Consider the following 15,047-nt stretch of genomic DNA (forward strand, 5'->3'; position numbering starts at 1 on the left):
CTCGTTGAGCCCGCCCACCACGGCGCCCTTGAAGCGGCGCAGCCCGGCTCCCAGGGTGGGCGCGGTCAGCCGGTCGTGCCAGTTGATGGCGGCCACGGGCAGGGTGGCCGAGCGGTCGAAGTAGATCTGCCGGCCGTGGACGTGGAGCATGGTCCACAGGGGGCTGCCATCAAGGCTCTCCAGCACCCGCCACGAGTACGGCATGCTGAACCTCGAGTGATCGCCTTCGGCCATCACGTCCCGGCTGGCCGTCTGGGACGCATAGAAGATGCCGTCGGCGCCGGCCTTGCCCACCTCCGCCACGTAGCGGATCACCGTCTCCGTGATGGCGTCGAGCGCGCCCATGACCGCATTGGGATGATCGCGGAGGTCATGGTCGAGGCGGTCCCCCGCGAGCTTGCGGGCAATGGTGAGGGGAGCGAAGACCGTGTGCAGCACGGGTACGTCATCGCTCCGGCCGCGCAGAATGTGACGCAGCGCCTCCAGCTCGCGCCCGAGCGCCCCGCGCCCAGGATCGAGGGGCTTGATCCTGGCCCAGTCCGCGGGCTGCCTCACCGCGTGCTGGGTGCAGGTCTTGGCGCCATTGGGCGAGCCCTGATAGGCGACCTTACAGCCCCAGTCCTCCACGCAATAGACCCCGCTCGACATGATCTTGATGAGGTCGAGATCCCAGCGACGCTGCCACTCGAGCATGGCGTCGGCGAGGCCGCGGGCCGTGTGGTCCCGATGCGGCACGTGCTGCCAGAACGCCACAGGCGGCCGGTCGACGGGACGGCGGTGCAGAGCCGCAAGAATCCGCTCGCGCTTGGTCATGGCCGAGAGTCTATCTTATCCAGCCCCCGCCTGCGGCTCGTCGGGTCGAAAGACAGTTCAGCCCTCGCCTCGCCGCTGATCCACTCAGCTCTCGCCTCAGGGCTGCGCCCGTCAGCTCGAACGGCCATGCCTGCGGTGTCAATTCAGCCCTCATCTCGCGGCTTCGCCACTCAACTCGAACCGCGGGCAGCGTCTCGCCTCGAAGGAGAATTTGATATCCGGGAACTCTGTGGGCACGCTATGGTCTAAGGATGCGAGAGGGAGACGCCGCCGACGCCCCGGAGTTTCTGGATCGGCTGCGGGCCGGCGACATACAGGCCTTCGAGCAGCTGGTCGCCCTCCATCAGCATCGCGTCTTCGGCGTCGCCCTCCGGATGCTGGGGAACGCGGCCGAGGCCGAGGAGATGGCCCAGGAGGCCTTCATGCGGGCTCACCGGAGCCTGTCGGAGTTCCGCGGGGACGCCAAGCTTTCGACCTGGCTCTATGCCATTGTCTCGCGCCTCTGTCTGAGCCGTCTCGCCTCGGGTGAGCGGCGGGCGGGGCGCCAGGGCGGCGAAGAGACGCTCCTGCGCCTTTCTGACCCCTCGGGAGGTCCGGATGCGGGCGCGGAGCGCGCCGAGCTCGAGGCAGCCCTGCATCGGGCCATCGCCGAGCTGCCCGAGGACCGCCGGGCCGTGGTCATCCTCCGCGATCTTCAGGGCCTCTCCTACGAGGAGATCGCCGAGGCGCTCGATCTCGAGCTCAATACCGTGCGCTCGCGTCTCCACCGCGCCCGCCTGGATCTCAAGGAGAAGATGGAGCGGTTCCTGCCATGACCTGCCACGAGACCCGCGAGCGGCTGTCCGAGCTCCTCGACGAGGCCCTCCTCGCCCGGGAGCGCACCGACGTCGAAGCCCACCTCGCCGGCTGTCCGGAATGCCGCCGCGAGCTCGAGCGGCTGCGCGCCACGGTTTCGTTGCTGGCGCGTGTCGAGCCCGTGCGCGCGCCCGCCGGCTTCGTGGATCGCGTCATGGCCGCGGTGCGCCCGGTCCCGTGGTATCGACGGCTGGCCGCGTGGATATTCCTGCCGCTCTCGATCAAGCTGCCCGCGGAGGCGGCGGCCATGGCCCTGATCGCCATCATGGCCGTCTATCTCTTCCAGCGTGACCCCGAGCTCCGACAGACCGTCAGACCAGATCTTCAAGTGACTCCGCCGCGTGCCGAAGCCCCGGCCCCGCGTGAGGAGCAGCCGGCATCCTCACCCGTCCCGCCACCGTTCAAGGCCGCCAAGGTCGAAAGACGGAGAGGAATGGAGCCCGCCCGCGAGAATGTCCAGGAGGCCGAGCGGGCCACGCGGGACGAGCGTGTGGCAAGCACCCAGCCTTCTCCGTCCGCCACGGCCGAGGACAAGTTGACCGAGAAGAAGAGAGAAGGTGAAGTCGGCCGTCTCCAGAAGGAAGGGCAGGCGCCCCAGAGCGCCGCACCCCCGGCGCCCTATGCCGCGCCGGCTCCGGCGGCTCCCGCCCAGGCGCCACCCGAGTCGCGGGCCAAGAGCCAGGATGCGAGCGAGCGCCCGCCCCGGATTCTCGCTCCCGCACCGCCCGCACAGGCCCATCGCCAGGCCGGGGCCTTGAGCTTCTCCGGTCTCCTCGCCGTCAAGGACCGCCGCGCCGCCGAGCAAGGGCTGGCCGAGCTTCTCGCGCGAGTGGGCGGAAGCGAAATCTCACGCCGTCGCGACGCCGCGCAGAGCGTGGTCGATGTGACGGTGCCCGAAGCCCGCTATGCCGAGTTCGCCCGCGGCCTCACGACTCTCGGCGTCTGGAGCCCCGAGCCACATCCCACGGTCCTGTCCACGGAGCCCGCCGCGCTCCGCGTCACCATCCGCATCTCGGAGTAGCATTTCGCGTTGAGTCCGCGGGAACTTCCCCGCTCCGACCCGGTCTAACCCTCCAGAAGCAACCGACCAAGCATGTGGAGGATAGACCCATGTGGAGACGGACCAGTGCCCTTTCCTTAGCGCTCCTGCTCTGGAGCACGAACCTCGTGGGGGCGGTGCCGCAAGCCATCACGCGAGACGATCAGAAGGATCTGATGGTGACCATCTACAACGGCAATCTCGGCCTCGTGAAGGACACGCGCGAGATCAGGCTCGATGCCGGCATGCTCGAAGTGCAGTTCGCGGATGTCGCCGCGCAGATCGATCCGACCACCGTGCATCTCAAGTCGCTCACCGACCCGTCGGGGCTCAAGATCCTCGAGCAGAACTACGAGTACGACCTCCTGACCTCGGCCAAGCTCATGGAAAAGTACGTGGGCAAGAAGGTGCGGCTCTACCAGTCGAACGGGACGTATCAGGAGGCGACGCTGCTCAGCATGAACGGACCCGTCTACGAGATCAATGGCCAGATCCACATGGGGCATCACGGCCAGGTCGTGCTCCCCGCCCTGCCCGACAACCTGGTCTCGAAGCCCACCCTCGTGTGGCTCCTTCGTAACGCCAGGGCGGCCGCCCAGCGCGTCGAGGCCTCCTATTTGACCGGCGGCATCACGTGGAAGTCCGACTACGTCATGGTGATCAATCCCTCCGACAGCCGCTCCGATCTGACCGGATGGGTCACCATCGACAACAAGAGCGGCGCGACCTATTCGAATGCGGCGCTCAAGCTCGTGGCCGGGGACATCAACCGCGCCCCCGATCGCCGGCGGGAGGGACGCGTGCTGGAGAAGGCGGCCCTCGCTTCTCCTGCCTCCAATGCCAGCCGGGACTTCAGAGAAGAGACCTTCTTCGAGTACCACCTGTACTCCCTCGACGGCCGCACCACCATCAAGGACAACCAGACCAAGCAGCTCTCCTTGATGTCGGCGGCGGACGTGCCCGTGGACAAGCACTTCATCTACTTCGGCGCCGCCGACTACTACCGCACCTCCTACGGGCTGCCCGTCTCGAACCAGAAAGTCGGCGTCTATCTCGAGCTCAAGAACAGCAAGGAGAACCGTCTCGGCGTGCCCCTGCCCAAGGGCCGCGTGCGCGTGTACAAGGCCGACGTCTCGGGCAGCCAGCAGCTCATCGGCGAGGACTGGATAGAGCACACCCCGAAGGACGAGAAGATCAAGATCAAGATGGGCAATGCCTTCGACGTGGTGGGCGAGCGGGTCCAGAAGGACTGGAAGCGCATCGCCTCCAACCTCTACGAGGTCGAGTGGGAGATCTCGCTCCGCAACCACAAGAAAGAAAGCATCACCGTCGAGGTGTTCGAGCCCATGCCGGGCGACTGGGAGGTGCTCCGCGCCAGCCAGCCTCACGAGAAGATCCAGGCCTTCACGGCCAAGTGGAATGTCTCCGTGCCTAAAGAAGGCGAGGCCAAGCTCAGCTATCGCATCCGAGTGCGCTTCTGATGCGGCGAGCGGCCGCGGCCGGGCTGGCAGTGCTCGCCCTCGGGTTTGCCGCGGTACCGGCCCTTGCGCTCACCTGCATGTTCCGGCCCTTCCAGGCGCCCGGGGAGCGTTTCGGGTCGAGGGAGCTGATCGCCCACGTCGAGGTGCTGGACGTGCGCGCGGACCGCACCATGGAGGTGCGCGTGCTTCGCGTCCTGCACGGACGCGAGGCGCGTCCCATCATCTCGATCGACGTCAGCGGATCGCTCGCCTGGAATATGCCGAAGCAGTGGGGCTTCGAGTCCTTCACCCGTGGCACGCAATGGGCAATGGTGCTGCTCCCCGCGCGGGAGGGCCCCACGGCCTGGCAGCTCGAGGTATGCCGGGCCTTTCTCAAGGTGGAGAGCGGTGTCGCCACGGGCCCCATCAGAGACTTGACGCGAACGGAACGTGTGCGGCTCGACGTCCTCGCATCAGAAATCGCCGCGCCTTGAATCCCGCCTGACCGGTTCACGTGCACGCAACAATTGCGGAGGGACGATCAACAAATTCAATACGATCACACGCAACAATTGCAGCGAAATGAGGGGCGCTGTCAGTCAACTTGACGATTGCCTGAGCCCTCGGTCCTAACCCCTCGTTGTTCTTCCCTCTCAATTCTTGGCCTCGGGTTTGCTCTCCTACCTGTCGAGGAAGTTTTGATGGACGCCCAGATTCTGGGCTGCGTCACATTCGACGAGAGCGAACGATTCGAACGGACGATAGAGGAGAAGACAGTGATGCGGTCATTGCCCTTCAGATTCCTTGCCGCCTGCTTACTGGGCGCGTGCCTCATGTTCGCCCCGGCGGCATATGCCGAGCCGCTCATGGTGACAGGCTTTACCGTCGGCTCCCAGACGATTACTCTTACCGACCCGTTCAGGAACGGGAACGTGCACGCGGGAGCCTTCAACCTGAATCCGCCCGCGGGTGAGATCGCCTACTGCATCGACCTGGCCCAGACCATCAGCTTCGGTACCCTGTACACCGACTACACCAAGTCATCGCTCGCCCTCGACGGCGGACTCACGGCGGCTCGCAAAGGCGACATCGCCCGGCTCTTTCACGGCTTCTACGACACCTCCTTGCTGAATTCGACGAACAGCGCCGCCTTCCAGCTCGCCCTGTGGGAGATCGTGTTCGAGACCGGAGCCAGCCTGGACGTTGACAGCACGCACGGGGCCACTCGAGGCGTGAACTATGCGACGAGCCCGGACACGCCGGGCGGGGTGATCACGACGGCGAACGCGTGGCTCGCGGGGCTGGGCGCCTTCTCGACGGACACCACGGGCCTGTTCACTTATCGCAGCGGAGAGCATCAGGACCAAATCGTCTACCATCGCACCCCGGAACCGCCCACGTGGATCATCCTGTGCGCGGGTCTCGGGCTGGTCGCGCTCCTGATGCGGCGGCGCGTGAAGTCATAGACCGAGCAGCGTTGGCCTGAGGGGTCGCTCGCGAGAGCGGCCCCTTTTTCATTTGTCGCGCTTCCGCCCCTTCGCCGCGCGGGCGGCGCGGATTGTGCTCGGCGGCCCCATATGGTATACGCTCGGCAAGTCGTGAGGCCACCGTTGCCCTCGCTTTCATCCACCTCCGGACCGGTGACTGAGGAGAGCCCCTCATGAAGAAATGGGCCCTGCTGTCCAGCGTGCTGTTTCTCATCGTGCTCGGGGCCGCCCCGATCCCTGCCCATGCCCAGGCCAAAGACACGCTGGTGGTCGCCCTGACCTCGCACGCGCCGACCCTTGACCCTCACATGCACTTCGAGCGGGTGGGCATCCTCCTCAACATCAACATGTTCGACTCCCTCCTCCACCGGAACACCAAGCTGGAGTTCGAGCCCTCGCTCGCCACCTCCTGGAAGCCGCTCTCGGACACCCAGTGGGAGTTCAAGCTCCGCAAGGGCGTCCGGTTTCACAACGGCGAGACCATGGGCGCGGAGGACGTGAAGTACTCCTTCGAGCGCGTGCTCGACCAGGCGAAGAAGTCGCCCCAGTACGGCAATATCCGGGCCATCAAGGAGGTCCGGGTGGTGAACCCGGACACCGTCCACATCATCACCGACAAGCCCTTCCCCCTGCTCCTGGAGCGGCTCGTCTTCTTCCCCATCGTGCCCAAGAAGCACGTCGAGACCGTAGGTGACCAGGCCTTCGGGACGACCTCCCCCGTGGGCACGGGACCGTGGAAGTTCGTGGAGTGGAAGCGCGATCAGTTGATCCGCCTGGAGGCCTTCGACCAGCACTGGCGCGGCCGTCCGGCCTTCAAGCATCTCGTATTTCGTGCCATTCCCGAGATCGCCACGCAGATTGCCGAGATCAAGACGGGCGGCGTGGACATCATCCGCAACGTGTCCGCCGACATCGTCCCCGAGCTCAAGACCCACCCTCAAGCCTACATCTCGTCGACGCCCATCCTGCGTGTCCACTACGCAGAGCTCGACATGCGCTCGGCGCCTTTCGACAAGAAGCTCGTGCGGCAGGCGGCGAACTATGCGGTGGACAAGCAGACCATCATTCAGAAGATGATGGGGGGACTAGGCCGGCAGGTCGCGACCACCGTTCAGCCCCTGGCTTTCGGCTTCGATCCCGAGGTCAAGCCTTACCCCTATGACCCCAAGAAGGCCAAGGAGCTCCTGGCCCAGGCGGGCTATCCCAACGGCGTAGACGTGACCTTCCACAGCGCCTTCATCGAGTTCCGCCCGGTCTTCGAGGCCATCTGCCAGATGCTCACCGAGGTCGGCATCCGCACCACCCCGCGCATGTGGGACCCGGGACCCGCGTGGAACAAGTTCCTCCAGGCCGAGGGGAAGGCCACCAACGGAATGTACGGCAGCTGGGGCAACTACTCCGTGTTCGACGCCGACGCGGTCCTCCACCCCCTGTACCACACCGAGCCGGGCGGCTGGATCGGCAAGTGGTACGCGCGCGTGGAGGGGCTCGACCGCCTCATCGACGAGGGCCGCTCCTCCGTGGACCAGCCCAAGCGCAAGCGCGTCTACTCCCAGATCCAGCAGCTGATCCGGGAAGAGGCGCCGAGCATTTTCCTGTGGACGCAGTACGACACGTTGGCCATCTCGAAGAAGGTGCAGTACGCGGCCCGCGGGGACGAGTGGCTCTGGCTCTACGATGCCAAGCCCGGCCGCTAAGGAGCTCGGAGGGGGGCTCCGCCCCCCTTCCGAAACCTCCCCCCGGGAATGGTAGGTTTCTCTCCATCAGCCCGCCGCGGGGCCATGACTAGCCCGGATTATGTGCGAACACCTGACCCCCTCACCCTGCCCTCTCCCCCAGTGGGGGGGAGGGATCAGAATGAAGAGAGCCGCGTGGCGAGAGTGTTCTCATCCCTCTCCCCCGCCGCGGGGGAGAGGGCAGGGTGAGGGGGCCATACGACGAGAGAGTCCCCTTGATGAATAGTCCTGACTAGGCCGCAGTGCTGACCCTCGTCGCGCGCCGGATCGTGCGCCTGCTCGTCGTGCTCGCGGGCGTGTCGCTCGTCACCTTCGCGATCCTGCACGTCAGCGGCGACCCTGTCTCGCTGATGATGCCCGAGGCGCCCGAGGCCGACCGCGCTGTCCTGCGCCAGTCCATGGGCTTCAACGACGCCCTGGCCGTCCAGTTCGGCCGCTTCGTGTGGAATCTGGCGCGGGGCGACTTCGGCCACTCCTTCTTCCACCGCGAGCCCGCTCTGCCCCTCGTCCTGGCCCGGATGCCGACCACGCTGCTGCTCACCGTGCTCGCCATGGGGCTCTCGCTGCTCATCGCCGTGCCCATCGGGATCCTGAGCGCCGTCCGCCGCAATTCCGTCTTCGATCACGGCGCGACATTCGTCGTGTTCCTGGGCACCTCGATGCCCGTCTTCTGGACCGGGATCATGCTGATCCTGCTTTTCGCCGTACAGCTTCGGGTCTTGCCGGTGTCGGGCTGGGAGAGCTGGGCGGCCCTGGTCCTGCCCGCCCTCACCCTCGCCACCTTCTCGACACCTCTCCTGCTCCGCATCGTCCGTTCGAGCATGCTGGACGTGATCAACCTCGACTACGTACGCACCGCCCGCGCCAAGGGCGTCTCGGAGTGGCTCGTCATCTGCCACCACGCACTCGTCAACGCGGCCCTCCCCCTGGTCACGGTGGCGGGGCTCCAGTTCGGTCTGGCTCTGAGCGGCGCCATCATTACCGAGACGGTGTTCGCGGTGCCCGGGGTGGGCCGCCTCATCGTGGGCGCCATTCGCCAGCTCGACTTCCCCATCGTCCAGGCGGGAGTCTTCGTCGTCGCCCTCATCGTCGTCCTCGTGAACTTCGCGGTCGACATGCTCTACATCTACCTGAACCCGCAGATCCGGGTGCGCTGAGCCCGCCGTGTCCATCAGGACGCTCGCCCCGCCCTCCGTTGCCGTACCCGAGGCGGCCCTGCGTGGCGAGGAGCGCTCGCGGGTGTGGCGAAAGCTCGTGCGCAACCCCGCCGCCCTCGTGGGCGCCGTCGTGCTCCTGGTGGTGATCGGCGCCGCCGTCGCCGCTCCCTACGTGGCGCCCCACGATCCCAAGCGCCAGAGCCTGATCCGTCGCTTCACGCCGCCGGTCTGGGCCCAGGGTGGCAACGTCAACTATGCGCTGGGCACGGACCAGGTCGGCCGCGACATCCTGAGCCGCATCATCTACGGCGCGCGGATCTCGCTCGTCGTGGGGATCTCCGCGATGGTGGTGAGCCTCCTGGTGGGTGTCAGCCTTGGCCTCCTGAGCGGGTTCCTTCATGGGCGCGTGGACACGGTGATCATGACGGTGGTGGACGTCCAGCTCTCCTTCCCCCAGCTTTTACTCGCCCTTGCCTTCGTCGCCGCGCTGGGACCGAGCCTGGTCACCATCATCGTCGTGCTCGGGCTCACCGGCTGGGAGCGGTACACGCGCGTGGTGCGGGCCGAAGTGCTCGCGCTGCGGGAGAAGGACTTCGTCGAGGCCGCCCGGTCCATCGGGGCCAGCCCCGCGCGGATGGTGCTCCGCCACCTGCTGCCCAACACCTTTTCCTCCATCATCGTCATGTCCACGCTGCAAGTCGCCCAGGCCATCCTGCAGGAGGCGGCGCTGTCCTTCCTCGGCGTGGGCACCGGGAGCGCGTATCCGACCTGGGGTCAGATGATCGCCCTCGGCCGGGACTTCGTGAGCGTGGCGTGGTGGCTGGCCACTTTCCCCGGCCTCGCCATTCTCCTCACGGTGCTCGCCATCAATCTCGTGGGCGACCGGTTGCGCGACGCCCTCGACCCCCGCATCGGCTGAGCGCGCGGGCCCTCACCGATTCCGGGTGGCCTCCCTCAGCGATACGCGCACGGCGGGACCGGGGTTCTCCAGACCACGGCAGGAAGGTGCCCTCCCTCGGCGAAGAGGCGGAGCTGCTGGGAAGGAGCTCGCGGGGCGAGGCGCTTGCCGCCAAGCGCCATGAAATACGCCCCGCGCGTCACGTCGAGACCGAGGCGGCGCAGATCGTCGGCGCCCCGCAATACGGTGCCCCGGCGTGTTGCCATGAGCCGATCGGCCGAGCGCGGCCCGATGCCGGGCACCCGGAGCAGCTCTTCGCGCGACGCGTGCAGCAGCTCTACGGGAAACTGCGCGGGGTGAGCGAGGGCCCACGCCGTCTTCGGGTCTTGATCCAGGACAAGGTTTCCGTCTGATCCGAAGGTGAGCTCCTCGAACCGAAACGCGTACTGGCGCAGCAGGTGCTCGGCCTGGTAGAGCCGGAACTCGCGGGCGGCCGGTGTCGGCGGCAACCCCTCCATCGGAGTGCCGGCCACGGGCTGGAAAGCGCTGAAGTGCGCATGGTGGAGGAGGCCGTTGCCTTCGAGCCGGCTCACGAGCTGGAGAAGATCGCGATCCGTCTCGCCCTGAGAGCCCACCACGAACTGCGTGGTCGTGCCTGACGGCGCGGCGAGGTGGGCCCGTCCCTCATGGCGCGCGTCGCGGGAGAGCTCTCCCGCGAGCACGAGCTTGGGCAGGAGATCGCCTGAGAAATCCTTCTCCTTGGCGAGCCGCCGCACCACGGCATCGTTCGGCCCTTCGAGGTTGATCGAGAGGCGGCTGGCGAGCTGAGCGGCGGCGCGGACCTGCCCCTCGTCGGCGCCGGGCAGCATCTTGAGGTGGACGTAGCCGGGGAATCTCTCGCGGCGCCGCAGGATGTGAACGGTCGCGAGCATGCGGTCCATGGCCCGCTGCGGGCGCCCGGGGACACCCGATGTGAGAAAGAGCCCGTCGGCCATGCCCGCGCGATGGGCTTCCATGAAGGTGCGGGCGGTCTCCTCCGGCGAGAGCGATACCCGGCGCACCTTGCCGCCGCAGAACGTGGGGCAGTAGCCGCAGGATAGCGAGCAGGCATTGGTCTGCATGACTCGCATGAGCTTGCTGGTTCCGCCGCCCGGCATCCGCACATTCCGGATCCCCACCGGCCCTTCCTGGACTCGCGATCGGCCCGGAAGGCCGTGTTCTCGGTCATTCGTTGCCTCGTGGCTCAGCAATGCGAATCGCTGGTACCTGTCCATGGTGGCCCTCCCCCGAACTCGGTGGTCGTGAGGGGGTATACTATACACCTGATGAGTTACTAGGCAAGGCACATAATCAACTCAGAACGAGCACGAAGGCTTGGCTCAGCGCCCGGCGGCCTGGTCCCCGCGAAGGGTCATGCAAGTGCTGACCGCATGAGCCACGAGCTTGCCGTCCGAGACCACGTCGCACTCCACGAGGGAGACGGTGCGCCCGGTACTCTTGACGCGGCCGCGCGCCTCGAGCCGCCCCGTCCACACGGGACGCAGGAAGTTGACCTTGATCTCGAGCGTCGCATACGACTCGCCCTCCCCGAGCGTGGTCATGAAGGCCCAGCCCATGGCGGCGTCGGCGATGGCGGCGAGGATGCCGCCCTGCACCGTGCCCATGGGGTTGGCGTGGGCGGGAGTCGGGTCGAGGGCGACGACGGCCTCGCCCTGCGCGAAGGCCTCGAGCCGCATCCCGATGAGCGTGGCGGCGGGCGGGGGCGGCATCTCGCTGCGCAGCATGCGCTCCATCCCGTCGAGCAGTTTCGCCATCACGCCACTCCGGGGGAAGCGGTCACCGGTACTTCTTGACGGCCGCTTCGATGGCGCCTCCGGCGCGGGCGAGATCATCCGGCAGCATGACCGGATGGAACTCGATGCTGGCATTGAACGCGAGGAACCACGGCTCGGCGATCGCGGGGATCTGGGAGGCGTCCTGCATGTCGAGAAATAGAAAGGCCGTCCGTTGACCATGGTCGTCGGTGAAATAGGCGGCCTCGGGCCTCAAGTCCGCCAGGATGGACTGGATGGTGGTGCCGAGCTTGCCGGCCTTCGCGGCCCCGTTCCCGGCTTCGACAGGGATATTCACCTTGACGAGGAATCGCATAGATCACCTCCTGGGGTCAGGTCTTGCAATCCAACATCTGACCGGCGGGCTCTAGGTGCGTCCTCTGGGGCGACCGGCCAGCTCATGGCGCGCGACGCGGGAGTCGGATCGCTACGTGCTATGACCGAAGATCCTCGAGACGAACGCCGCGCCCGCTCTTGAAGGCTGCCCGGGCTTCGGCGACTCGGCGAAGGAACTCCGGGTGGTGCTCCAACCGGTAGTCGAACCAGTCGTCTTCTGTTCCGAATCCGATCAGGACGCCCGCAGGCCTTCCGTGCCGCGTGATGATGATCTCCTGAGTCTCCGCCAGGCGCAGGAATCGAGACAGGTCATCCTTCACCTCAGCCAGCGCCGCCTGGCGTACCGGCCGTCCCGTGGGAGGCAAGCCAGCTGGCCGCTTGGGCCTTCGTGACGATAGCGAGGACTTCGACGGCTTCGTGCGTAACGTCATAGAACACTCTCCCCTCTCCAACCCGGAGACGATACTGGGGCTGGCTCAAACCCCGCAGACGTTTGATCCGGCTCTTGCTCCCCCGGGTAGGTTCGTGGCGCAAGTGCCGCTCCAGGGCATCCCGCACTTCGGCCCGACGGTAGGCCGGGAGAGATCTGTAGGCTCTCGCGGCCTCAGGCGCCAGGACGACCTCGTACCGCATTCTGGCTAGAATATAGCCATATTGTCCGTCCGCGTCAATTCGTATCTATCGGTCGGAGGGGCCCGGCTTGCCCCTCCAGCCTCGCGTCAGGAAGAGCGCACGAGAACCAGGTAGAGATCAAGAAGGTTGGTGTTGGTGGGGCCGGTCATCACGAGATCGCCGAGAGATGAGAACACCGGATGCGAGTCGTTTTCGGAGAGGCGCGCTGGGGGCTCAAGGCCTTGCGCGCGCGCCCGGGCGGCGCTCTGGCCGTCCGCGATGGCTCCCGCGGCGTCCGTCGGGCCGTCGGTCCCGTCGGTGCCGGCGGCCAGCACGACGACGTCTTCGATGCCCTCCATGGCGAGCGCAGCGGCAAGAGCGAACTCCTGGCAGCGGCCGCCCTTGCCCTTGCCCCTGACCGTGACCGTGGTTTCGCCTCCCGCGACTAGGCAGGCCGGCGGCCCCACGGGTCCCTTGCCCTCCTTGATCTCACGCGCCATCTCGACGAACCGGCCGGCGATCTCGCGCGCCTCACCCTCGAGGGCCCGGGTCACGACATGAGCATTGAGACCGAGCGCACGTGCCCGTGCCGCGGCGCCCTCCACGACGAGCGCATTGTTGCCGATGACCGTGTTCTTCACCCGCTCGAAGATGGGATCGCCCGGCTTGGGGGTCTCCGGAAACTCGCCCCGGGCGCCACGCTCGAGTCTCTCCACGATGGCCCGCGGTGCTTGCTCGCGCAGGCCGAAGCGGTCGAGGATGGCCAGAGCCTCCGCGAAGGTCGAGACATCCGGCGTCGTCGGACCCGAGGCGATGACATCGAGGGGGTCGCCGATCACGTCGGAGAGGAGCAAGGCCTCCACGCGGGCGGGAGCGGCCGCGCGGGCGAGCTGGCCGCCCTTGAGCAGCGAGCAGTGTTTTCTCACCGCATTGAGCTGGTTGATGGTGGCGCCGGCGGCCAGGAGGAGACGGGTCACCGCCTGCTTGTCGGCAAGCGTCATGGGGGGCGCGGGCGCCGGGGTCAGCGCCGAGCCGCCGCCCGAGACCAGGACCAGCACGAGATCCTCGCCCGTCGCCGACTCGGCGAGCGCCCGGATCTCCTTCGCCGCCGCCTCGCCGCGCTCGTCGGGCACCGGATGGCCCGCCTCGGCGAGTCGGATGCGGCGGGTCGGCGCGAGGTAGCCGTCCTTGACGGCCACGACCCCATCGGCGATGCGCGCGCCCCAGGTCTCCTCCACGGCCGCGGCCATGGCGCCCGAGGCCTTGCCGGCTCCCACCACGAGGACGCGCCCGGGCGCCGGCGGCATGATGGACGAGAGGGCGCCGATGGTGAGAGACCGGACATCGCCGGCCTCGAGGGCGGCATCGAAGATGGACCGGGCAACTTCGCGGAGGGTCAACGACGAAGCTTCTGGAGCCGCCGTCCCGCCTCGATCAGCATGTCGTCGGTCTTGGGGAAGCAGAAGCGGATCTTGGTACGCCCGAGCTCCTTGGTCGAGTAGAACGACGAGCCGGGGACGGTCGCCACGCCGATGTCCTTGACGAGGAACATGGCGAACTCGTGGTCGTCGGCGCAGCCGTATTCCGGCAGCCAGTGCGCCACGTCCGTGAGGATGTAATAGGCGCCCGCGGGCTTGAAGGCCTTGAAGCCCGCCTCCTCGACCTTGCCGAAGAGCAGATCGCGCCGTGCCTGGTAGCTCTCGCGGAGATGCACGTAGTACGAGTCGGGAAAGTTCAGCGCGGTGACGGCGGCCTCCTGCAGCGGATGCGGAGCGCCCACGGTGATGAAGTCATGGGCCCGGCGTATGCCCACCGAGAGCTCGGCATTGGCGATGGCATAGCCGACGCGCCAGCCCGTGACCGAGTAGGACTTCGAGATGCCCGAGATGGTGATGGTCCGCTCGGCCATGCCGGGCAGGGTGGCGATGGGAATGTGCTGCTCGCCGTCGTACACGATATGCTCGTAGATCTCGTCGGTGATGGCGAGGAGGTCGTGAGTGAGGCAGAGATCGGCGATCTGCTGGAGCTCCGCGCGCGAGAACACCTTGCCGGAGGGGTTGTTGGGGCTGTTGAAGACGATGGCGCGCGTGCGCGGCGACACGGCCTTTTTCAGCCGGTCCGGGTCGAAGGAGAAGCTCGGCGGCTCGAGGGGCACCCAGACCGGCTCTGCCCCGGCAATGATGCACCCCGGCCCGTAGTTCTCGTAGAAGGGCTCGAAGATGATGACCTCGTCGCCCGGATTGAGGAGGGCTAGGAGCGTGGCCAGCATGGTCTCTGTCGAGCCACAGCAAACCGTGACGTTCCGCTCCGGATCCACCTCCATCCCATAGAACTTGCGGTACTTCTCCGCGATGGCCTTGCGCAGCCTGGGGGTCCCCCAGGTGATGGCGTACTGGTGGAAGTCACCGTCTATGGCGCTATGGGCCGCGTCGAGGAGCTCCTTGGGTGGGAGAAAATTGGGCATGCCCTGGGCCAGGTTGATGCCCTGATGCTGATTGTTGATCCGGGTCATCTCCCGGATCACCGACTCCGTGAACCCCTGGACGCGGTTCGAGATCACGGCAGGACCATGTCGCCTTCGATGGGATCCACCTTGATGCCCTGCTGGCGCAGCCAGGCCACGCCCTGCCCGAGCTTTTCGTCGGGAGCCTCGAGCTCGAGCACCATCCAGCCGTGGTCGGCGCGCACATCGGCCCGCCGGATATTGGGGATTATGCCGAAGTCCGCCACGAGGCGGTAGATGATGGGCTGCTGCACCAGCTCCGAGGGGAAGGTCAGCCTCACCCTTGCGCGGGCCATGGGATCGGTTCCCGGCGCCCGGT

At 66.9% G+C, this 15,047-nt stretch carries 16 protein-coding genes; 8 read left to right on the forward strand and 8 right to left on the reverse strand.

From position 1 onward, the window contains the following. Positions 1-813 (reverse strand): uroporphyrinogen decarboxylase family protein (locus VGT00_19270; GenBank protein HEV8533572.1); only part of this gene is annotated, 813 nt, incomplete at its 3' end. A 251-nt stretch (positions 814-1,064) separates the two neighbouring features. Between VGT00_19270 and VGT00_19275 the strand changes: the two genes are divergently transcribed. The 8 genes from VGT00_19275 (at position 1,065) to VGT00_19310 (ending at position 9,466) form a co-directional block, all read left to right on the forward strand. Beyond that, a complete protein-coding gene (locus VGT00_19275; protein HEV8533573.1) occupies positions 1,065-1,628 on the forward strand; it encodes a sigma-70 family RNA polymerase sigma factor in 564 nt (187 codons plus the stop codon). Further along, positions 1,625-2,689 (forward strand): zf-HC2 domain-containing protein, encoded by a 1,065-nt coding sequence (locus tag VGT00_19280; GenBank protein ID HEV8533574.1) that lies wholly within the window; start codon positions 1,625-1,627, stop codon positions 2,687-2,689. The genes VGT00_19275 and VGT00_19280 overlap by 4 nt, the downstream gene beginning before the upstream one ends. A gap of 89 nt (positions 2,690-2,778) precedes the next feature. Next, complete coding sequence (locus VGT00_19285) at positions 2,779-4,188, forward strand: DUF4139 domain-containing protein (protein HEV8533575.1); 1,410 nt, start codon at positions 2,779-2,781, stop codon at positions 4,186-4,188. Then, positions 4,188-4,661, forward strand: coding sequence for a hypothetical protein (locus tag VGT00_19290; protein HEV8533576.1), 474 nt, complete (start codon positions 4,188-4,190; stop codon positions 4,659-4,661). Before VGT00_19285 ends, VGT00_19290 begins: the two co-directional genes overlap by 1 nt. Positions 4,662-4,946: 285 nt before the next feature. Continuing rightward, complete coding sequence (locus tag VGT00_19295; protein ID HEV8533577.1) at positions 4,947-5,633, forward strand: PEP-CTERM sorting domain-containing protein; 687 nt, start codon at positions 4,947-4,949, stop codon at positions 5,631-5,633. Positions 5,634-5,827: 194 nt separating this feature from the next. Beyond that, complete coding sequence (locus VGT00_19300) at positions 5,828-7,351, forward strand: ABC transporter substrate-binding protein (GenBank protein ID HEV8533578.1); 1,524 nt, start codon at positions 5,828-5,830, stop codon at positions 7,349-7,351. 281 nt (positions 7,352-7,632) lie between these two features. Beyond that, positions 7,633-8,547 (forward strand): ABC transporter permease, encoded by a 915-nt coding sequence (locus VGT00_19305; GenBank protein ID HEV8533579.1) that lies wholly within the window; start codon positions 7,633-7,635, stop codon positions 8,545-8,547. A gap of 7 nt (positions 8,548-8,554) precedes the next feature. Further along, the gene (locus VGT00_19310; protein ID HEV8533580.1) at positions 8,555-9,466 is read left to right on the forward strand and encodes an ABC transporter permease; all 912 of its coding nucleotides are present in this window, start codon (positions 8,555-8,557) and stop codon (positions 9,464-9,466) included. 35 nt (positions 9,467-9,501) lie between these two features. Here the strand turns inward: VGT00_19310 and VGT00_19315 are convergent, their stop codons facing one another. From VGT00_19315 to VGT00_19345, 7 genes are all read right to left on the reverse strand, one after another. Continuing rightward, a complete protein-coding gene (locus VGT00_19315; GenBank protein ID HEV8533581.1) occupies positions 9,502-10,623 on the reverse strand; it encodes a radical SAM protein in 1,122 nt (373 codons plus the stop codon). 201 nt (positions 10,624-10,824) lie between these two features. After that, complete coding sequence (locus VGT00_19320; protein HEV8533582.1) at positions 10,825-11,259, reverse strand: PaaI family thioesterase; 435 nt, start codon at positions 11,257-11,259, stop codon at positions 10,825-10,827. Between the two features lie 22 nt (positions 11,260-11,281). Next, a complete protein-coding gene (locus VGT00_19325; GenBank protein ID HEV8533583.1) occupies positions 11,282-11,593 on the reverse strand; it encodes a hypothetical protein in 312 nt (103 codons plus the stop codon). A gap of 118 nt (positions 11,594-11,711) precedes the next feature. Next, positions 11,712-12,044 carry a type II toxin-antitoxin system prevent-host-death family antitoxin gene (locus VGT00_19330; protein HEV8533584.1) on the reverse strand — a complete coding sequence of 111 codons (333 nt, stop codon included), beginning with the start codon at positions 12,042-12,044 and terminating at the stop codon, positions 11,712-11,714. 288 nt (positions 12,045-12,332) lie between these two features. Then, on the reverse strand, positions 12,333-13,625 hold the full coding sequence (locus VGT00_19335) for a glycerate kinase (protein HEV8533585.1): 1,293 nt from the start codon (positions 13,623-13,625) through the stop codon (positions 12,333-12,335). Continuing rightward, entirely contained in the window at positions 13,622-14,737 is a 1,116-nt protein-coding gene (locus VGT00_19340) for an aminotransferase class I/II-fold pyridoxal phosphate-dependent enzyme (protein ID HEV8533586.1), read from the reverse strand. The genes VGT00_19335 and VGT00_19340 overlap by 4 nt, the downstream gene beginning before the upstream one ends. A gap of 44 nt (positions 14,738-14,781) precedes the next feature. Beyond that, complete coding sequence (locus VGT00_19345) at positions 14,782-15,024, reverse strand: NIL domain-containing protein (GenBank protein HEV8533587.1); 243 nt, start codon at positions 15,022-15,024, stop codon at positions 14,782-14,784. Positions 15,025-15,047: the final 23 nt, after the last annotated feature.

The sequence above is a fragment of the Candidatus Methylomirabilota bacterium genome (genome assembly GCA_036002485.1).
Taxonomy (GTDB): domain Bacteria; phylum Methylomirabilota; class Methylomirabilia; order Rokubacteriales; family CSP1-6; genus AR37.